The sequence below is a fragment of the Xanthomonas sp. NCPPB 1132 genome (assembly GCF_056629235.1).
In genome coordinates, this window is sequence record NZ_CM152819.1 from 3,955,360 (window position 1) to 3,974,031 (window position 18,672).

At 64.6% G+C, this 18,672-nt stretch carries 14 protein-coding genes, 8 tRNA genes and 1 pseudogene; 7 read left to right on the forward strand and 16 right to left on the reverse strand.

From position 1 onward, the window contains the following. Positions 1-5: 5 nt before the first annotated feature. Complete coding sequence (gene gloB, locus AC1G9L_RS16950; protein WP_019801521.1) at positions 6-773, forward strand: hydroxyacylglutathione hydrolase; 768 nt, start codon at positions 6-8, stop codon at positions 771-773. After that, a complete protein-coding gene (locus AC1G9L_RS16955; RefSeq protein WP_481069563.1) occupies positions 770-1,984 on the forward strand; it encodes a lytic transglycosylase domain-containing protein in 1,215 nt (404 codons plus the stop codon). Before gloB ends, AC1G9L_RS16955 begins: the two co-directional genes overlap by 4 nt. A 411-nt stretch (positions 1,985-2,395) precedes the next feature. Here the strand turns inward: AC1G9L_RS16955 and AC1G9L_RS16960 are convergent, their stop codons facing one another. From AC1G9L_RS16960 to AC1G9L_RS17010, 11 genes are all read right to left on the reverse strand, one after another. Next, positions 2,396-4,384, reverse strand: a complete 1,989-nt coding sequence (locus tag AC1G9L_RS16960) for a peptidylprolyl isomerase (RefSeq protein ID WP_010341126.1) — start codon at positions 4,382-4,384, stop codon at positions 2,396-2,398. 176 nt (positions 4,385-4,560) lie between these two features. Beyond that, positions 4,561-4,637 (reverse strand) — tRNA-Asp (locus AC1G9L_RS16965). Between the two features lie 117 nt (positions 4,638-4,754). Further along, positions 4,755-4,831: transfer RNA gene (locus tag AC1G9L_RS16970), tRNA-Asp, on the reverse strand. A 27-nt stretch (positions 4,832-4,858) separates the two neighbouring features. Further along, positions 4,859-4,933, reverse strand: a tRNA-Val gene (locus AC1G9L_RS16975). Between the two features lie 11 nt (positions 4,934-4,944). Beyond that, entirely contained in the window at positions 4,945-5,217 is a 273-nt protein-coding gene (locus AC1G9L_RS16980; RefSeq protein ID WP_010341124.1) for an HU family DNA-binding protein, read from the reverse strand. A gap of 229 nt (positions 5,218-5,446) precedes the next feature. After that, entirely contained in the window at positions 5,447-7,915 is a 2,469-nt protein-coding gene (gene lon / locus AC1G9L_RS16985; RefSeq protein WP_019800431.1) for an endopeptidase La, read from the reverse strand. A 178-nt stretch (positions 7,916-8,093) separates the two neighbouring features. Continuing rightward, complete coding sequence (gene clpX, locus AC1G9L_RS16990; RefSeq protein ID WP_019800432.1) at positions 8,094-9,380, reverse strand: ATP-dependent Clp protease ATP-binding subunit ClpX; 1,287 nt, start codon at positions 9,378-9,380, stop codon at positions 8,094-8,096. Between the two features lie 128 nt (positions 9,381-9,508). Next, positions 9,509-10,135, reverse strand: coding sequence for an ATP-dependent Clp endopeptidase proteolytic subunit ClpP (gene clpP, locus AC1G9L_RS16995; protein WP_010341121.1), 627 nt, complete (start codon positions 10,133-10,135; stop codon positions 9,509-9,511). A gap of 141 nt (positions 10,136-10,276) precedes the next feature. Continuing rightward, positions 10,277-11,572 (reverse strand): trigger factor, encoded by a 1,296-nt coding sequence (tig, locus tag AC1G9L_RS17000; RefSeq protein ID WP_019800433.1) that lies wholly within the window; start codon positions 11,570-11,572, stop codon positions 10,277-10,279. 190 nt (positions 11,573-11,762) lie between these two features. Next, a tRNA-Leu gene (locus AC1G9L_RS17005) sits at positions 11,763-11,847 on the reverse strand. 275 nt (positions 11,848-12,122) lie between these two features. Continuing rightward, positions 12,123-12,281, reverse strand: coding sequence for a hypothetical protein (locus tag AC1G9L_RS17010; protein WP_019800434.1), 159 nt, complete (start codon positions 12,279-12,281; stop codon positions 12,123-12,125). A gap of 848 nt (positions 12,282-13,129) precedes the next feature. Here AC1G9L_RS17010 and AC1G9L_RS17015 point away from each other — a divergent pair. The 3 genes from AC1G9L_RS17015 to AC1G9L_RS17025 are packed head-to-tail and all read left to right on the forward strand — an operon-like array spanning position 13,130 to position 14,689. Continuing rightward, positions 13,130-13,573: a type II toxin-antitoxin system RelE/ParE family toxin gene (locus AC1G9L_RS17015; protein ID WP_481069564.1), complete on the forward strand. Its 444-nt coding sequence runs from the start codon at positions 13,130-13,132 to the stop codon at positions 13,571-13,573. 53 nt (positions 13,574-13,626) lie between these two features. Beyond that, entirely contained in the window at positions 13,627-14,127 is a 501-nt protein-coding gene (locus tag AC1G9L_RS17020) for a helix-turn-helix domain-containing protein (protein ID WP_481069565.1), read from the forward strand. After that, positions 14,102-14,689, forward strand: coding sequence for a hypothetical protein (locus tag AC1G9L_RS17025; protein WP_481069566.1), 588 nt, complete (start codon positions 14,102-14,104; stop codon positions 14,687-14,689). Before AC1G9L_RS17020 ends, AC1G9L_RS17025 begins: the two co-directional genes overlap by 26 nt. Positions 14,690-14,713: 24 nt before the next feature. Here the strand turns inward: AC1G9L_RS17025 and AC1G9L_RS17030 are convergent. Continuing rightward, a pseudogene (locus tag AC1G9L_RS17030) lies at positions 14,714-15,932 on the reverse strand (ISL3 family transposase). Between the two features lie 769 nt (positions 15,933-16,701). Here AC1G9L_RS17030 and AC1G9L_RS17035 point away from each other — a divergent pair. Further along, positions 16,702-17,112, forward strand: a complete 411-nt coding sequence (locus AC1G9L_RS17035) for a hypothetical protein (RefSeq protein ID WP_019800436.1) — start codon at positions 16,702-16,704, stop codon at positions 17,110-17,112. An 84-nt stretch (positions 17,113-17,196) separates the two neighbouring features. On the opposite strand, the gene AC1G9L_RS17040 is transcribed toward AC1G9L_RS17035, so the two are convergent. The 4 genes from AC1G9L_RS17040 to AC1G9L_RS17055 all read right to left on the reverse strand — a co-directional run bounded on the left by AC1G9L_RS17040 (position 17,197) and on the right by AC1G9L_RS17055 (position 17,660). After that, positions 17,197-17,272 (reverse strand) — tRNA-Lys (locus AC1G9L_RS17040). Positions 17,273-17,349: 77 nt separating this feature from the next. Then, a tRNA-His gene (locus tag AC1G9L_RS17045) sits at positions 17,350-17,426 on the reverse strand. A 36-nt stretch (positions 17,427-17,462) separates the two neighbouring features. Beyond that, a tRNA-Arg gene (locus tag AC1G9L_RS17050) sits at positions 17,463-17,539 on the reverse strand. 44 nt (positions 17,540-17,583) lie between these two features. Continuing rightward, positions 17,584-17,660, reverse strand: a tRNA-Pro gene (locus AC1G9L_RS17055). Positions 17,661-17,814: 154 nt separating this feature from the next. On the opposite strand from AC1G9L_RS17055, the gene AC1G9L_RS17060 reads away from it, so the two are divergent. Next, positions 17,815-18,591 carry a Bax inhibitor-1/YccA family protein gene (locus AC1G9L_RS17060; RefSeq protein ID WP_481069567.1) on the forward strand — a complete coding sequence of 259 codons (777 nt, stop codon included), beginning with the start codon at positions 17,815-17,817 and terminating at the stop codon, positions 18,589-18,591. The last annotated feature ends 81 nt before the right edge of the window (positions 18,592-18,672 follow it).

The following is an 18,672-nucleotide window of genomic DNA, read 5'->3' on the forward strand; positions in this document are numbered from 1 at the left end:
ATTCTATGCGACTGATCGCCCTGCCCGCATTCCAGGATAACTACATCTGGGCGATCGCCACGGACGGCGGGCGTGCGTTGCTGGTCGATCCCGGCCAGGCCGAACCGGTCCTGGAGGCCGCTGCACAAGGCCTGCAGCCGGCCGCCATCCTGCTCACCCACCATCACGACGACCATATCGGCGGCGTGGCGGCGCTGCGCGAACGCTGGCCGGACATCCCGGTGTACGCGCCGGACGACCCGCGGATCGCCGGATTTTCGTGCGAGCGGGTCGGCGACGGCGATGTCGTGAAGGTGCTGGACTGGCAGTTCGATACCCTCTCCGTCCCCGGCCACACCCGCTCGCACCTGGCCTATGTCGGCCACGGTCACCTGTTCAGCGGCGATACGCTGTTCAGCCTGGGCTGTGGGCGCATGTTCGAAGGTACGCCCTCCCAGATGTTGGGTTCGCTGCAGCGCCTGTCCGCCCTCCCGGGGCAGACGCTGGTCTGCTGCGGACACGAATACACCTTGGCCAATGCGGCATTCGCCGTCACGGTCGATCCCACCAACGCTGCCCTGCGGCAGCGCCATCAGGAAGCCCAGGCCATGCGTCACGCTGCCCGACCCACCGTTCCCGTCACCCTCGCCAGCGAACTGGCGACCAATCCGTTCCTGCGTACCGCCTCGGCGGCGATCCAGCAGGCGATCGGCGCCCGGCTCGGCTGGGGGGTGTCCGACGAGGTGGAAGTCTTCGCCGAACTGAGGCGCTGGAAAGACGATTTCCGCGCATGAGGGCGCTGGCGTTGATGGCGGCGCTGACGCTGGCGATGGCGTCGGCGGCGCCCCCCGCGGCGGCCGCGACCCCGCTTGCGGCGGCACTCGAGCAGACCGTGGCCGGCCTGAATGGTCTGCCGACGGATCCGGCGGCACTGCCGCCGCCCACCACCCGTAACGGGCACGACATCCTCGCCCGCTTCCGCGACGGCCTGGCCGACGCGCGTTGCGACGCCGGCGCCACCGATGCGCGCTGGCAGCAGCAGTTCTCGCGCGCCCCCTCGCGTCTGGCCGACGAGGACGAGGAAGTGCTGCCGCTGTTCGGCTACGTGGTCGACGAACTGCGCGCGGCCAACCTGCCGACCGAGTTCGCGCTGATCCCGTTCGTGGAGAGCGGCTACCGCCCGGCCGCGCGCAACAGCGGCGGCCCCGCCGGCCTGTGGCAGTTCATCCCCGGCACCGCGCGCAACCACGATGTTCCGCTGGAAAACGGCTACGACGGCCGCCTGTCCGCGGTCGACTCCACCCGCGCCGCGGTGCGCTACCTGAAGACCCTGCACGGCATGTTCGGCGGCGACTGGCGCCTGGCGATCATGGCCTACAACGCCGGCGAGTACCGCGTGCTGCAGTCGATGCGCCGCGCCGGCATGAACGCGCAGAACGCGCAGCCGGACAAGCTGCCCGGGCTGTCCTCGGTCACCTATGCCTACGTCGAGAAACTGCACGCGCTGGCCTGCGTGCTGGAACAGGCGCAGACCCGCGACGAATGGATGGCCTCGCTGGACCGCGACGTGCCGATCCTGCAGGCGCAGACCCTGCCCGCCGGCATGGCGCTGGACGAGTGGGCCCGGCGCCAGGCGCTGCAGGGCAACCAGCTCGCCCGGCTGAATCCGGCCCTGGGCAACGGCCGCGGCGCCAAGCGCGCACTGCCGGTGCTGGCGCCACGCAGCGTGGGCGGCCCCGTGCTGGCCCAGCAGGACACCGCACCGCCCACGCAGGACGACGCTCCTGTTGTCGCCACCGTGGCCAGCGCCGACGACAGCCCCGCGCCGAGCCGCGCCACCCGCGCTGGCACACGCTCCCGCCATACCCACACCGTGCGCGACGGCGACACCGCCTGGAATATCGCCAAGCGCTATGGCATCACCGTGCAGGCGCTGCTGATGAAGAACGGCCTGTCCGCGCGCAGCGTGCTGCGTCCTGGCATGGTGCTGAGCTACGAGGACTGAGCGCTCCCGCTTCGGCGGGACGACGTCCGGAACACGCTGTAACGCCCGAGGACATGCAGCCGCGTCGCGGGAATGACCACGACCCGAGCCGCGCCTGACACGATGCGAACCTCTGCGAGCCTGGCGCCTCACCGCGCACAGCACCTGCGGCAACGGGCGCATTGCCCGACGGGCAGGACGCTTTGCCTCGATCACAGCCAGCTTGCACAGCGCCTCGGGCCAAGCGATGGCGGCCGCTGCCGCTCTTCGTGCCCACCCACCAACCTGCCAGCCGGCGCACGCCCTGTGCTTGCGCGCGCGTTGCCGCACCGCTGTGCGCGGCAAGACGCACACCTTGATGCCACCCTGAAACGCAACAGGCCCGGCAATGCCGGGCCTGTTGCGTGACACCGTGCGCCGACGACGCAGCTGTTACAGCTGCGACTCCTGCACGCTGATCTTGAAGTGCTTGCGCATCGCATCGACGTAGGCCTTGGCATCGGCCTCGCCTTCGATGCGCGCCAGCTGCTGCTGGAACATCGTCTGCTGCTCGGCCGGCACCTTGCTCAGATCGCCCGGCGTGACCTTGGTGACGGCAAACAGCGCATAGCGCTTGCCCACCGTGCCCGGCGCGGCAGGCAGCTCGACCTTGCCCACCGAGGGCTTGCCCTCGGCCGGCTGCGGCGCACTGAAGATCGCCTGACTGGCCTGTGCGCTCGGCATCGGCACGTTGCGCGGAAGCCCCGGCATCGGGTTGATCTGCAGCTTCTCCGGACCGGCCAGGGCCTGCAGGGTCTCGCCCTTGCGCAGGCGCGCCAGCAGCGCGTCGGCCTTGGCGGCGGCCGCCTTGGCGGTGCGATCGGCATGCACCGCGGCGACGACCTGCTCGTGCACCTTGGCCAGCGGCTGGATCTGCTCCGGCTGGTGCTGGGTCACGCGGATCAGCACGCTGTGGTTCGGCCCCAGGTTGATCGGGTCGCTGACCGTGCCGTCCTGCACCAGGGTGTCGGAGAACGCGGCACGCAGCACCGCCGGCTGCGCAGCGATGCCGCTGGCATTGGCGCGCGAGAACGGCCCCAGCGTCTGCACCGGCAGGCCCACTTCCTTCGCCGCCGAGGCCAGCGCGGTCGGGTTCTTGTAGACCAGGTCCACCAGCTTGCCGCTCAGGTCGCTGAAGGCCTTCTCGCTGTCGGCCTTCAGTTGCTCGCTGGCGAGCTGGTCGCGCACCTGCTCGAACGACTTGCCCTGACCGCCCTTGACCTGGCGCAGTTGGATCACGTGATAGCCGAATTCGCTCTTCACCGGACCGACGATCTCGCCGGGCTTCATCGCGAACAGCGCATCCTCGAACGGCTTCACCATCACGCCCTTCTCCACCCAGCCCAGATCGCCGCCGGCATTCTTGGAACCGGGATCGTCGGAGTTGGCGCGGGCCAGCGCGGCGAAATCGGCGCCGGGCTGCTTGGCTTCGGCCGCCAGCTTGGCGGCCTTGGCCTCGGCCGCCTTCTGCGAGGCCGCGTCCTTGCCGGCGCTGATCAGGATGTGCGAGGCCAGCCGTTGGTCGGGCTCGACGAAGCGCGCCTTCTCGTCGTCGTAGCGCTTGCGCAGCGTCGCCTCGTCGGCCGGCTTGACCGGCGGCAGGCTGGCCGCGTTGAGGTCGACATACTCGATCGTCACGGTTTCCGGCTGCTTGAAGTCGGACTTGTGCGAGTCGTACCACTGCTGCACCTGCGCGTCGCTGACCGGCGCGGTGTCGGCCGGCATCTCCGGCAACAGCGCCATCTCCACGTCGCGGGTCTCGCCCAGCATCTTCAGCAGGCGATCGGTCTCCTGCTTGGTGGCGAACGCCGATTCGGCGATGCCCGACGGAATCACCGACTGCTGCAGCGCATCGCGCACCAACTGCTGGAACATGGTCGGCGTGCGCGGCGGCGTGCCCGAGGCCAGGGCCAGGCGGTAGCGCTCCGGATCGAACTTGCCGTCGTTCTGGAACGCAGGCATGGAGCTGATGTAATCGCGCACCGCGGCATCGCCGATGACCACGCCGGCGCGCTCGGCCGACAACTTCGCTACCTGCTCGTCGATCAGCTGATCGAGCAGCTTGCGCTTGTTGTCGATGCTTTCGAACGCACGCGGATCGAAGTTCTCGCCCTGCTGCTCGCGCGCCTGGATGCGCGCCTGCTCGAAGCGGGTACGGAACTGTTCCGTGCTCACTTCGTGGTGCTGCCACAGCAGCGACACCGGCCACCACGACGGCGCCGACGACCACCACGACGGCGGCGCCTGCACCTTGGCGACATTGTTGGCACCGACGCCACCGAGGTAGCTGTTGTCGATGACGAACAGGAACGGAATCATCAACAGACCGATGATCGCGGTGGCGATCCAGCCCGAGGTCTTTTCGCGAAGTTTCTGCAGCATTGGGAACCGACGGCCTATTGGCGAGCCGCGCAGTTTAACCCGCTTCACGCCTTGCGGCAGAACCGGCGGCCCGGCAACCCGCGCCCGCTCATGCGCCGCGGCGGCAATCGGGGGCGAACGCCAGCGCGCTGCGGAAAAAAAGAAACCCCCGATCGCTCGGGGGTTTCGCGTACAAATGGCGGAGTGGACGGGACTCGAACCCGCGACCTCCGGCGTGACAGGCCAGCATTCTAACCGACTGAACTACCACTCCGCGTTTGAACGGAGGCGGGCGCGAGGCCCGCTTTCCCGGAGCTGCCGGGCCGACGCTGGCGCGTGGCGGCGACTGCGAGAAACGAAACCCCCGATCGCTCGGGGGCTTCGGTACAACTGGCGGAGTGGACGGGACTCGAACCCGCGACCTCCGGCGTGACAGGCCAGCATTCTAACCGACTGAACTACCACTCCGCTTTTGAAACCTGTCGCTTGGTGCTCTGGTGGGTGCTGAGGGTTTCGAACCCCCGACCCTCTCCGTGTAAAGGAGACGCTCTACCGCTGAGCTAAGCACCCTAGCGAGTCGATTAGTTTACGGCATCCTTCAGCGCTTTACCAGCCTTGAACGTCGGATTCTTCGACGCGGCGATCTTGATGGAGTCGCCGGTCTTCGGGTTGCGGCCGGTGCGCTCGGCACGGTCGCGCACCTGGAAGGTGCCGAAGCCCACGAGCGTGACGCTGTCGCCCTTCTTCAGGGCCTTGGTCACTTCCGACACGAAGGCGTCGATGGCACGACCGGCTTCGGCCTTGGAGATATCGGCGGCAGCGGCGATCGCGTCGTTCAGTTCGGCTTTATTCATTTCTTGATGACTCCATGTGCGGCAGAAGACCGCGGATTGAGGATCGGGTGTCGGCGTGGCCTGCCTCGCCTGGGCGAGACCCCGATGGATATGTTTTGCACTACCAAGCACGCCCGTTCGCGGTGCTCGCAAGCGCTGCATTTATACCAGCGGGTCCCTACCCGCGCAAGCCGAAAAGCCAACAACGGCGCGGGTTTGAGCCGTTTGCGCGGGTACGGTTCAGCGCGCGTCAGTGCTTGACGCGCGGGTTCGAGGATGCTTTCTGCTTGCGCCGCGACGGTGCCTGTTCGGCATCGGCGGCGGGCTTGGGCGCGAGCGGACGCTCCAGTGCCAGATCCAGCACTTCGTCGATCCACTTCACCGGCACGATCTTCAGATCGCGGGTGACGTTCTCCGGGATGTCGGCCAGATCCTTGCGATTCTCCTCGGGGATCAGCACGGTGCGGATGCCGCCGCGCAGTGCGGCCAGCAGCTTCTCCTTGAGTCCGCCGATCGCCGAGACGCGGCCGCGCAGCGTGATCTCGCCGGTCATCGCCACCTCCGACTTGACCGGCACCTTGGTCAGCATCGACACCAGCGAGGTCACCATCGCGATGCCGGCACTGGGGCCGTCCTTCGGCGTGGCGCCGTCCGGCACGTGCAGGTGGACGTCGTGCTTCTGCAGGAAGTCCGCCTCGATGCCGAGCCGCTCGGCGCGCGAGCGCACCACCGACAGCGCGGCCGACGCCGATTCCTTCATCACGTCACCAAGCTGGCCGGTCAGGATCACCGCGCCCTTGCCCGGAACCAGGGTCGATTCGATCTGCAGCAGATCGCCGCCGACCTCCGTCCAGGCCAGGCCGGTCACCAGGCCGATCTCGTTCTGCTCCTCGGCACGGCCGAAGTCGTAACGGCGCACGCCCAGGTACTTGTCCAGGTTCTTCGAGCCGACGCTCACGCGCGCCTTGTCCTTGCGCACGGCACCCTTCTTCGCTGCGGCCTTCTTCGCCGGGGCGGCCGGCTGCGGACCGGCCAGCGCGATCTCCTTGACCACCTTGCGGCAGATCTTGGCGACTTCGCGTTCGAGGTTACGCACACCGGATTCGCGCGTGTAGTAGCGCACGATGTCGCGGATCGCGTCGGCGCCGATCTCCAGCTCGTCCTGCTTCAGGCCATTGGCCTTGAGCTGCTTGGGCACCAGATAGCGCGCGGCGATATTGAGTTTCTCGTCCTCGGTGTAGCCGGGGATGCGGATCACTTCCATGCGGTCCAGCAACGGGCCGGGGATGTTCAGCGAATTGGAGGTCGCCACGAACATCACTTCGGACAGGTCCAGGTCCACTTCCAGGTAGTGGTCGTTGAAGGCGTTGTTCTGCTCGGGGTCGAGCACTTCCAGCAGCGCCGAGGAGGGATCGCCGCGGAAGTCCATCGACATCTTGTCGATCTCGTCGAGCACGAACAGCGGGTTCTTGCTGCCGACCTTGTTGAGGTTCTGCACGATGCGACCCGGCATCGAACCGACGTAGGTCCGGCGATGACCGCGGATCTCCGCCTCGTCGCGCACGCCGCCCAGCGACATGCGCACGAACTTGCGGTTGGTCGCCTTGGCGATGGACTGGCCCAGCGAGGTCTTGCCCACGCCCGGCGGCCCGACCAGGCACAGGATCGGCCCCTTCATCTGCTTCACCCGCGACTGCACCGCCAGGTACTCGAGGATGCGGTCCTTGACCTTCTCCAGGCCGTAGTGATCGGCGTCGAGGGTTTCCTGCGCGACCTTCAGGTCCTTGCGCACCTTGCTGCGCCTCTTCCACGGCACGCCCAGCAGCCAGTCGAGGTAGTTGCGCACCACCGCGGCTTCGGCCGACATCGGCGACATCTGCTTGAGCTTGTTGAGTTCGGCCTTGGCCTTGGTCTCCACCGGCTTGGGCATGCCGGCCTCGGCGATCTTGCGCGCCAGCTCCTCCAGTTCGCCCGGCGCATCGTCGAGGTCGCCCAGTTCCTTCTGGATCGCCTTCATCTGCTCGTTGAGGTAGTACTCGCGCTGGCTCTTCTCCATCTGCGACTTGACCCGGCCGCGGATGCGCTTTTCCAGCTGCTGCACGTCGATCTCGCCATCGACCAGGCCGACCAGCATCTCCAGGCGCTCGCCCACTTCCAGCGTTTCCAGCAGGCGCTGCTTGTCGGCCAGGCGCACGCCGATGTGCGCGGCGATGGTGTCGGCCAGGCGGCCGGGCTCGTCGATGCCGGACAGGGTCTGCAGCAGTTCCGGCGGCAGCTTGCGGTTGGTCTTGACGTATTGCTCGAACAACGACATCAGCGAGCGCGCGATCGCCTCGACCTCGCGCTCCTCGCGCGATTCGGCGGCATCGATCTCGCGGCCTTCGCCCTGCAGCGCACCATCGCGCTCGGCGACCTTGTCGACGCTGACCCGCGACAGGCCTTCGACCAGCACCTTGATGGTGCCGTCGGGCAGCTTCAGCAGTTGCAGCACCTGCGCCAGCGTGCCGACGTTGTAGAGGTCGGCCGCCGCCGGGTCGTCGGTCTCGGCGGATTTCTGCGCGACCAGCAGGATGCGCTTGTCGGCCTCCATCGCGTGCTCGAGCGCGCGCATGGATTTGTCGCGACCGACGAACAGCGGGATGACCATGTGCGGGAAGACCACGACGTCGCGCAATGGCAGGACCGGCAGGTCGAGGACTTCGGATTGGGACTGGGCCATGAGGATTCCGATTTGGGAGGCGGGAACGCGATGCGGGCGGCCATAAAAACGCCGATGGCCCCGTTATGGGGCCATCGGCTGGACGATGCAAGGGGAGGAAGAAACCCCCTTTTGGTTCAGCAACTTACCGGAGCACAGGGAGGCCGCGACCGGTCGCTGCGCCCGCCCCGTCCGGAAGTCACTCCGCGGAGGCGACCTTGGGCGCCGCCGGCGGGGTCTGGTAGATCAGGTACGGCTCGGACTTGTGTTCGATCACCGACTCGTCCACCACCACCTTGCTGACGTTCTCCTGCGACGGCAGCTCGTACATCGTGTCCAGCAGCACCGACTCGACGATGGTGCGCAGGCCGCGCGCGCCGGTCTTGCGCTTGAGCGCCTTCTTGGCGATGGCCAGCAGCGCGTCCTGGCGGAACTCCAGTTCCACGCCTTCCATCTCGAACAGCTTCTTGAACTGCTTGGTGATGGCGTTCTTGGGCTCGGTGAGGATCTTGATCAGCGCCGGCTCGTCCAGTTCCTCGAGCGTGGCGACCACCGGCAGGCGGCCGACGAACTCGGGGATCAGGCCGAACTTGATCAGGTCTTCCGGCTCGACCTCGGCCAGGATCTTGCCGACCTCGCGCTTGCGCTCGGAACTCTTGACCTTGGCGCCGAAGCCGATGCCGCCGGCGTCGTTGGAGCGCTGCTGGATCACCTTGTCCAGGCCTGCGAACGCGCCGCCGCAGATGAACAGGATGTTCTTGGTGTCCACCTGCAGGAATTCCTGCTGCGGATGCTTGCGCCCGCCCTGCGGCGGCACCGAGGCGACCGTGCCTTCGATCAGCTTCAGCAGCGCCTGCTGCACGCCTTCGCCGGACACGTCGCGGGTGATCGACGGGTTTTCGCTCTTGCGCGAGATCTTGTCGATCTCGTCGATGTAGACGATGCCCTGCTGCGCCTTGTCGACGTCGTAGTCGCACTTCTGCAGCAGCTTCTGGATGATGTTCTCCACGTCCTCGCCGACGTAGCCGGCTTCGGTCAGCGTGGTCGCATCGGCGATGGTGAACGGCACGTTGAGCAGGCGCGCCAGCGTTTCGGCCAGCAGCGTCTTGCCCGAACCGGTCGGACCGACCAGCAGGATGTTGGACTTGGCCAGTTCGACCTCGTCGTTCTTCTGCCGGCTCTCGATGCGCTTGTAGTGGTTGTACACGGCCACGGCGAGCGTGCGCTTGGCGCGCTGCTGGCCGATCACGTACTGGTCGAGCACTTCGAGGATCTCGCGCGGCTTGGGCAGGCTGCTGCGTGCCGACTGCGCCTTCTCCTCGAGCTCCTCGCGGATGATGTCGTTGCACAACTCGACGCATTCGTCGCAGATGAACACGCTGGGCCCGGCGATCAGCTTACGGACCTCGTGTTGACTCTTGCCGCAGAACGAGCAGTACAGGATCTTGTTGCTGTCGCCGGAACGGCCTTGCCGGTCTTCGCTCATTGCTTCGCTTACCCAGTTACCCCACCCGATGAACGGGGGTTCGATTTCGAGAATAGCACAGGGCCGGGAGGACGCTAGCCCGACCCCGGCCCTGCGGAATACGCTGCGTTTTGCAGTACATGCAAGCCTTATGCCGGCTGGATGGACTCATCCGGACGACGCTCCAGGACCTGGTCGACGAGGCCGTAGGCCTGCGCGTCGATGGCGCTCTTGAAGTTGTCGCGCTCGGTGTCGCGGGCGATGGTCTCCAGCGACTGGCCGGTGTGCTTGGCCAGGATTTCGTTCAGCCGCGCGCGAAGGGTCAGGATCTCGCGGGCGTGGATGTCGATGTCGGTGGCCTGGCCCTGGAAGCCGCCCAGCGGCTGGTGGATCATCACCCGCGAGTTCGGCAGCGCATAGCGCTTGCCGGCCGCGCCCGACGCCAGCAGCAGCGCGCCCATCGAGGCGGCCTGGCCAACGCAGATGGTGCTCACGTCCGGCTTGATGTACTGCATGGTGTCGTAGATCGCCATGCCGGCGGTGACCACGCCGCCCGGCGAGTTGATGTAGATGCTGATGTCCTTCTCCGGATTGTCCGCTTCCAGGAACAGCAGCTGGGCCACGATCACATTGGCCATGTGGTCGTCGATCGGGCCAACCAGGAAGATCAGGCGCTCCTTCAGCAGGCGCGAATAGATGTCGTAGGCGCGCTCGCCGCGGCTGGTCTGTTCGACCACCATCGGAACCAGATTCAAGGCCTTGGTCACATTGTCCACGCGGTGATCTCCTGCTGCTCGGGGTCCGTCCCTGCACGGGGGTGTGCAGGGCTTCGCATCGTGTTGCGCCCCGCCGCCGCGGGGAGGTGAAACGGGATCCGCGTCGCGCAGGTCGGCTGCGCAACGCGGCGACGCGTCGTCTTATTGACGGATCGCGTCCTGGAACGACATCGCCTGCTCGGTGTGCTGGGCGCGCTCGGCGATCCAGTCGATCACCTGCTCTTCCATCACGCGGCTCTGCAGTCCCCCCATCAATTGGGGATCGTTGCGGTACATCTCAATGACCTGCTCCGGCTCTTCGTAGGTCGAGGCGATCAGGCGCAGCGTCTCCGAGACCCGCTTCGGGTCCAGGCGCAGTTCGTTGCGGCGGGCGACCTCGCCGACCAGCAGGCCGACCAGCACGCGCTTGCGTGCGGCGTCCATGAAGCCCTGGTGGGCGTCGTCCGGCACCTGGCCCGGGTCGCGACCGGAACGGCGCAGTTGCTCGACCTGCTGCGCCAGCATGGCGCGCGCCTCGTTCTCGACCAGGCGCGGCGGCATCTCCACCGACGCGTAGGCGGCGATCAGCTGCTCGCCCACTTCGCGACGCAGGCGGTTCATCAGCGCGCCCTTGAGCTCGCGCTCCAGGTTGATGCGGATGTCCTTGCGGAACTGCTCGGCATCGCCGCTCTTCACGCCGAAGCTCTTGATGAACTCCTTGTCCACCTCCGGCAGCACCGGCGCGGCCACGTCGACCGCCTTCACGTGCACCTGGACCTGCTTGCCGGCGAACTGCGGCACGCGCCAGTCGGCCGGGAAGTCGACGGTCAGCGTCTTCTCTTCGCCCTTGGACAGGCCGACCAGGCCCTGCTCGATCGCCGGGAACATGACGCCCGAGCCGATCACGCTGCTGCCTTTCTCCACGCCCTCGGCCGGCAGACGCTCGTCGCCGACCTGCGACCAGGTCTCCAGGGTCACCAGGTCGCCGTCCTGCGCCGGACGTGCGGCCGGCTGCCAAGTGCGACGCTGCAGGCGCAGGTTCTCGATCATCTGCTCGATGTCGGCGTCGGTGACCTCGGCGGTGTGGCGGATCACCTGCAGCGTGGACACGTCGATGTCGCCGAAGTCCGGCACCACTTCGAAGGTGGCCACGAACTGCAGCTCGTTGTCGCCGGCGCGGTCGATGCGCGGATTGCCGGCCAGACGCAGTTCGTGCTCGCGCACGGCCGAGTCGAAGGTCTCGCGCAGCAGGCCGTCCAGCGCCTCGGCGCGGATCTGCGGCCCGAAGCGCTGCTCGATCACCTTGGCCGGAATCTTGCCCGGACGGAAGCCCTTGATCCGCGCGGTGCGCGCGACTTCGCGCAGGCGGCCGCCGACATGGGTTTCCAGGCGATCCTCCGGCAGGGTGAAGGTCAGACGCCGTTCCAGGGTACCGGTGGTTTCGATCGAAGCTTGCATGTGGACTCCTGCCACCGGGAGCCCACGGCTCTCGGCACGATGTAGAAAAGTACGGGTTGGCGCGGGCACGGGACAGCCGCCGCAGCCGGATAGTTTCGCCTATTCCCGCGGCGCCTGCCAGCGCAGGGCCGGAAGGCCGCGGCGGCGACGCCGAACCCGCCATCGCCGCGAGGGGCCGCTGGGGGCTGGATGGTGCGAAAGAGGGGACTCGAACCCCTACGCCTTGCGGCACTGGTACCTAAAACCAGGGCGTCTACCAATTCCGCCACTTTCGCGCTGTGGCGCCGGATGACGCCTACCGGCACATTGTTGCAGGCCGGCCGGCAAAGAAAAAGGCACCTGCCGGAGCAGGTGCCTTTCGTTTTGGTGGGCCGTCAAGGATTCGAACCTTGGACTTATTGATTAAGAGTTAGGACTAGCAAGCTTAAAAAACAAAGACTTGGGCTCGCTTTTTTTCCCGGTGAGGCCAGGCAAGACCCTTGCGGTATGCGGCACCGGCGCACAATTTTCCCGGCCAAAACTACCTCGCCGCGCCCCCCGCTCACCCCTGCTACCGCACCCGCGCGACCATGCCGTGGCGATCGCGCGTGGCCACCACCTGGTGGTCGACCAGCAGCTCGCGCCGGCGCCGGCCGGCGTGGCAATGGCGATCCGGTGCAGCGCTGCCGACCGAATGTCCCTCCTGGCCAGCGGTCGCCTCCAGCGGCATCGTAGCGATCGAGGTGCGTCAGCATGGCCACCACCAGCCTGCCGCGACGAGAGTGCCGGCGATAGCAGCGGCTGTGGCAAGCCCCGTCAGGCCGGACCATATCTCAATTTTTCAGGTGATCATCGGAGAAAGGTAATTTAGGTAACTTGCATAAAAATACTTGGAATTGTTCAATATATTCAAAGACATAGATTGATTTTTCAAAGGTATTCAGGGGTAATATTGAGGTAGCCGAATTACCTTTTGCAGAGGTAGTCTGACCCTCTAAAAAAGTCCCTTTAAATCAATGACATTAATTTTCCGATTCGGCGGATTACCTCAGATTACCTCGACGGGTAACGTCATATTTTTTTAATCAATTATTTAAGCTTGAACTGACCCATCGAATTACGTGGTTACCTCTTCCCGATGTCATCTTGAAATTCCGGCGATCAGGCGGGTAGCCGCTGCGGCGCGCAGGAGGGCGCTACGAAGGGGCCACCCGCGCAGGGTTCCGCAGGGGCAGACGCCCTACTGGAACCGCCCTGAGCGCCAGCAGCGGCGCGCCCGCCCGGGCGGCGCAGGGCCGCAGAAAAACAGGCGCATGAAGACCGCAGGCGTGGCGGGGCGACGACTGCGCGCGCCAAGTCACCCGGAGCCGTGCCTCAGCGTCAGACCGAACGCCACAACCGGTTTACGATCGCCGCTTCGGCTTGGGGCACTAGTTGTAAGCAAGTTGGGCATGCCAGTTGAGACCCGATCTGGTCTAAGATCGGGGGGGGGCTAGGACCTAGATGAACACCAGATGAGGGGCGAGCCTTGACTTCCATGGAAGCGCGCTATTGCGGGCTCATAACATTGAGGTTATAATGCCCAACTGGACAGTAGACCTATTCCCTCAGGTCGAGGAGTTCCTGAATGGCTTGGCTCCCGCTGAACTTGCACGTGTCTCTAGTGTCATCAGCCTTCTTGAGCAAGCCGGCTCTCGCTTGCCGGAGCCCCACTCAAAGCTCATTCGGAGCCCTAACAACTGGAAGTTAAGAGAGCTTCGCATCCGCTACGGTCAACATTGCTACAGGATCCTGTACGCATTTGATACGAGGAGGCATGCCTGCCTCTTGGTTGCCGCAGATAAGGCCGAATATGGTTTCGAAGCGTTCTATGACGACCACGTCTCCACCGCCGACCGTCTGATGAAGGAGCATGAGCAGGCCCTCAAAGCCAAGGCGCAAGCCTCAGAGTCAGAACGCGGCAAGGTAGCGAAGCGCCAACAGCCCGGCAAAGTGCGAAAAAGAAAAAGGGGACCCCAATGACAAGCTTCCGCGACTACCTCGCGAAACGCGGCCTAACAGACGACACCGAGTTCATGTCGCATCTGTCCGATGCCGTGTTCGCTCTACCTCTAGCAGCACTGCGCGAGCAGGCCTCAATAAGTCAAAGCGCTCTAGCTAAGCGCCTGAACAAGTCGCAAGCAGCAGTTTCCAAGTTTGAATGTCGTAATGATTTTCTGCTGTCGACGTTCCATGAGTATGTTGAGGCTCTGGGCGGAAAGATTGATATCGTCATTTCCGTTGGCGAGAAAGCGTTTGGTCTCAAGGAAGAGAAAGATGACGACGGCTCTCGCTACTTTTGCCTTGAGGCAAAAAAAGCGCGGGCAAGCAAGTCGGCGGCTATACTCAAATTCGCTGCGAATGATTTCGCCACGCTTGAGAGCCGCAAGCGTCCTTCTCCCACTGCGAGCAGTTGGGCGAACGCTCAGGCATCCCTCAGCGCTGGCCACACCCAATCATCAACCTATATTCGTTTACTATTAGATGCAGCCACTGAGAAAGCAGCTAACGATGAAACCCAGTCCGCTGCAGCTTGAAAAAACTGAGTATCCTGCGATCAGCGTGCGTGCCAATCCTTCGGCAGAGAGCAAGCTGCTGGATGTTGCATTGCCCGTTAAAGTTGAGGCGAGTGTGTTCTATGAACTCGACGGACGCCACTTTGCTCGCCTCAGCTTGTCGCAGCACAACAAACTCTATCCGTATGAGGTCGACATCGAGGCATTTACGATGTTCTCGATCGATGCGGCTGGATGCGCAGCGGCCTACAAAAGCGCGTTCAACCCTGGAGTAATTGCTGCAAATATAGCCAGAATCCTCTATTCCGGAGCTAGGGAGTTACTCGCTTTCGTTACTTCGCGGGCCCCCTATGGAGTAGCCCCTATTGAAAGCGTCATTATTGAGCCTCAAGACGTCGAGATTCAGTTTGAAGAAAATGAGATAGATCAAATTCTGGAGAAAATATTCAGCTATTCTCCAGAAAAAATCGCTGACCTCAAAGAGCGAGCCAACAGAATAAGTGAAAAGCCGGCTCTTGAGGCAAAAGCTACAGAAAAACAGGAAAAAGCTAAGAAATCTAGCAAAAAAAAGAAGGCAGATTAAAAAAGGGGCGAATACGCCCCTTTTTTATGGTTCTTCACCCAACTCCGGGAAGGCAGCGCGGATCTTTAGGAAGAAGTAGGCGTCGTCGCGGTAGCCATAGGCGATGCGTTTGATGACCTTGATGCGGTTGTTGATGCCCTCGACCAAGCCGGTGTGCATCGGCCAGCGCACCCGACTGAGGATGCCGCGCCAGTAGGGGCGCAGGCATTTGGCGAAGTGCATCAACGCCGGGATGCCGCTCTCCTGGGCGTGGCATAGCCACTGTTTCCAGGCACTGCGCCAGGCCCAGGCCGAGGCCGCGTTCCACAGCGCCTTGAGTTGCTCCTTCATCACGTAGACCGCAAGCAACGACCGGTTGGCGTCCAGCACCTCGGCCAGGCGCATCTGTTCGGTGTCCTTCAGATTCGCCGGGTTGCGCAGCAGCAGCCAGTGTGCGCGCTTGACCACCTGGCGCGCGGGCTTGTCATGGCGCAGCTGGTTGGCTGCATCCACCCGTACCCGGCTGATCACCTCGCGACCGTACTTGGCGACCACGTGGAACAGGTCGTAGACCACGCGCGCGTTTGGGCAGTGCTGCCGCACCTGCAGGTCGTAAGCGGCGTTCATGTCCATCGCCACCGCCTCGATCTTCCGGCCCGAGCAACTCGAAGAACGGCCTGACCTCGGCCCGGGAGCGTCCGCGGCCCACCCACAGCACCCGCTTGCGCCCCACATCGACCACCACCGTGGCGTAGCGGTGGCCCTTCTGGATCGCGAACTCATCCATCGCAATCCGGCATACGCCATCCAGGTCCACCGGCCCCACGCGTCGCTCCAGCGCCCGGAAGTCGATCGCCTTGGCCGTCTTCCAGTCGATCTCGTGCCAGCGGGCGGCATGCCGAACCGATGTCGCTGCACACAGCCGGGCCACGCTGCCGGCCAGCCGCCGCGTCACCCGGGAATGAGCATCAAGCCAATCCAACTGTTCCAGCCTCGGGCCGCACCGCGGGCATGCCAGCCGCAGCCGCTCGACCTCCAACTCTACCGGGTCGTCAAATACCGGCAGATCGCGGATCCGGCGGACCGTGCGGTCGTGGATCGCCTCGACTTCCTCGCCACAGCCGCTGCAGCGATGAACATGGTCAGGCCTGGGTGTCAGTTCCAGCACCAGCCAGCGGCGCTCTCCGCGTTGCTCGTGCCGCCAGTGCTCAACCCGATATCCCACCCAGCCTCCCAGCTGGGACATACAATCCCCGTCGGCCATGGCCGGCCCCCAGTTTGTTGCCTTAGACATCAGCAAGTCTGCCGGGTCGGCCGTGCGCCTCTCTCCACTCACTTGGGAGATGAACCGTTTTTATTACCGCCGCACCCGGAGGGCGGCCGGCTGCTCAAGCGCACCAAAGCCTATGCCGACGCCCGCCTCTCCGAGTTGCACGCGATCGTCGAGGCGACCACATGCGAGCACGCCCGAGGTACCCTCTCCTACCTGCGCTCCCGATTCGAGGCCTCGACCGAGTTCGCGGAGCTGTCGGCCGAAACGAAGCGCGACTACCGCTGGTGCAGCGAAGTCGCCTGCACCTACGTCCTCAAGGATGGATCGCCGTTCGGGCAGTTGCAGATTGCGCGCATGACGGTCCCGATGATTCAGCGCCTGGTCGAGACCCTGGCGGCTGGCCGGGAAGCATCCAAGCTGCAGCCGGCGGTCGAGGCGAGGCCAAGTAAGGCCAATCACGTCCTGCGCTATCTGCGCGGGACGTTCGGCTGGGGCATCCGGCACGGCCTGTGCACGCACAACCTGGCCAAGGGGCGTGCGCTAGGTCAAGGAGAAGGCCGACCATCGCACGCCCGAGCCGGAGGTGTTCGCCACCCTGCTCGCGTTCGTCGAGGAGCGCGGACGGCGGAAGGCACACACCTTGGGCAGCGTGCCCCCCCCCCCCCCTATCTGGCTGCCGTGATGAGGCTCGCTTACAACCTGCGCCTGCGGGGGGATCGAGGTCACAGACCTGACGGATGCCCATGCTCAGGAAGACGGGGTGCGCAGCGAGCGGCGGAAGGGGTCGCGCGACAACGTCACGCTCTGGAACGACGAGCTGCGCGCGACCTGGGCCTGGCTAGCCAACTACCGCGCGAAGGTCATGGAAGCACACAAGGCGCCGGTGCAGCTCAAGCCCGAGCGGCGCCAGCTGCTGGTGAGCCAGTCCGGCACGCCCCTGCGGAAATCGTTCCTCGACAGTGCCTGGCAGCGCATGACCCCCATGGCGCTCAAGGAGAAGGTGATCGACGCCGAAACGCGGTTCGGCCTGCACGGCCTCAAGCACCGCGGCATCACCAACACCGCCGGCAACCAGGCCAACAAGCAGGACGCCGCGGGCCACGCCAACCCGGAGACGACGAACCGGTATGCCCACGACCTGCCGCTGGTGCCGCCACCCACGCGCAAGTAGTGCGTTCCCGGCGTATTTTTCCCGGGAATTTTCCCGGCGCATAGAAAAACAGCCACTTGGCTTGCGCTAAGTGGCTGTTTTATTTGGTGGGCCGTCAAGGATTCGAACCTTGGACCTATTGATTAAGAGTCAACTGCTCTACCAACTGAGCTAACGGCCCTGAAACTGAGTCACACATTCTATGTGCTTTTTTGCTTCGTTGCAACACCCCGCGAAGCATCGGGTCACGCGATTCAATGGGGTGGCTGAGGGGACTCGAACCCCCGACATCTGGAATCACAATCCAGTACTCTAACCAACTGAGCTACAGCCACCATTGAAACCTTGAATCTCCCGCCCGGCGCCGGTGTTGGCGCGCCCGACAGGAATCGAACCTGTAACCGCCGGCTTAGAAGGCCGGTGCTCTATCCAGTTGAGCTACGGGCGCCCTGGCTGGATTGTCGCATTCCTTTCCGCCGTTGGACATCGGATTGGTCGGGGTAGAGGGATTCGAACCCCCGACATCCTGCTCCCAAAGCAGGCGCGCTACCAGACTGCGCTATACCCCGGCGGAACATCCCTCGCGGCCAAGGCCGGAAAGGTCGGCTATTGTGGGAAGCTTGTGGCCCGCTGTCAACGTCGCATGCGCGCAACATCGCCTGCGCTATGCTCACGGCTTGCCATCGGCACCGGCCGAGCGCCACTTTCGAAGGAGAAAACAGCATGTTTCGCAGCGGCAATCCCGCATTGAAGGACTCCACCTTCCTCGACCTCGGCAGCGGCGCGGTGGTCGCCCGCGACAGCGGCGTGATGACCCTGAACGGCACCGCCAACAAGACCGGCGTGCTGTTGATGCTGAGCGTGATCACCGCCGTGTTCGCCTGGAGCCAGTCGATCTCGGTCGACGCCGCGGGCAACGAGACGATCGCCCCGGGCGTGGTCGGCTACGCGCTGGGCGGCGCCATCGGCGGCTTCATCCTGGCCATGATCACCATCTTCAAGAAGAACTGGGCGCCGATCACCGCGCCGCTGTACGCGCTGGTGGAAGGTTTCTTCCTCGGCTCGATTTCGGCGGTCTACGAGCACCGATTCAACGGCATCGTGCTGCAGGCGGTGCTGCTGACCTTCGGCACCCTGTTCGCGATGCTGTTCGCCTACCGCAGCGGCATGATCAAGGCCACCGAGAATTTCAAGCTGGGCGTGGTCGCGGCCACCGGCGGCATCGTCCTCGTGTACCTGGCGACCATGGTGCTGGGCTTCTTCAACATCCAGATCCCCTACATCCACGCCTCCGGCACGGTCGGCATCCTGTTCAGCCTGTTCGTGGTGGTGGTGGCGGCGCTGAACCTGGTGCTGGACTTCGACTTCATCGAAAGCGGCGTCGAACAGGGCGCACCCAAGTATATGGAGTGGTACGGCGCGTTCGGCCTGATGGTGACGCTGGTGTGGCTGTACCTGGAGTTCCTGCGCCTGCTGTCGAAGCTGCAGTCGCGGAATTGAAGCCGGGAGTCGGGAATCGGGATTGGGGAATCGCAAGAGCGACTTCCCTTGATCGATGAGCTGAAGCGGCTTCAGACAACC

Bases quoted from the DNA above. Each gene is read 5' to 3' on its own strand.
- gloB (WP_019801521.1), top strand. From the start codon at position 6: ATGCGACTGATCGCCCTGCCCGCATTCCAGGATAACTACATCTGGGCG.
- AC1G9L_RS16955 (WP_481069563.1), top strand. From the start codon at position 770: ATGAGGGCGCTGGCGTTGATGGCGGCGCTGACGCTGGCGATGGCGTCG.
- AC1G9L_RS16960 (WP_010341126.1), bottom strand. From the start codon at position 4,384: ATGCTGCAGAAACTTCGCGAAAAGACCTCGGGCTGGATCGCCACCGCG.
- AC1G9L_RS16980 (WP_010341124.1), bottom strand. From the start codon at position 5,217: ATGAATAAAGCCGAACTGAACGACGCGATCGCCGCTGCCGCCGATATC.
- lon (WP_019800431.1), bottom strand. From the start codon at position 7,915: ATGGCCCAGTCCCAATCCGAAGTCCTCGACCTGCCGGTCCTGCCATTG.
- clpX (WP_019800432.1), bottom strand. From the start codon at position 9,380: ATGAGCGAAGACCGGCAAGGCCGTTCCGGCGACAGCAACAAGATCCTG.
- tig (WP_019800433.1), bottom strand. From the start codon at position 11,572: ATGCAAGCTTCGATCGAAACCACCGGTACCCTGGAACGGCGTCTGACC.
- AC1G9L_RS17010 (WP_019800434.1), bottom strand. From the start codon at position 12,281: ATGCCGCTGGAGGCGACCGCTGGCCAGGAGGGACATTCGGTCGGCAGC.
- AC1G9L_RS17015 (WP_481069564.1), top strand. From the start codon at position 13,130: ATGCCCAACTGGACAGTAGACCTATTCCCTCAGGTCGAGGAGTTCCTG.
- AC1G9L_RS17020 (WP_481069565.1), top strand. From the start codon at position 13,627: ATGTCGCATCTGTCCGATGCCGTGTTCGCTCTACCTCTAGCAGCACTG.
- AC1G9L_RS17025 (WP_481069566.1), top strand. From the start codon at position 14,102: ATGAAACCCAGTCCGCTGCAGCTTGAAAAAACTGAGTATCCTGCGATC.
- AC1G9L_RS17060 (WP_481069567.1), top strand. From the start codon at position 17,815: ATGTTTCGCAGCGGCAATCCCGCATTGAAGGACTCCACCTTCCTCGAC.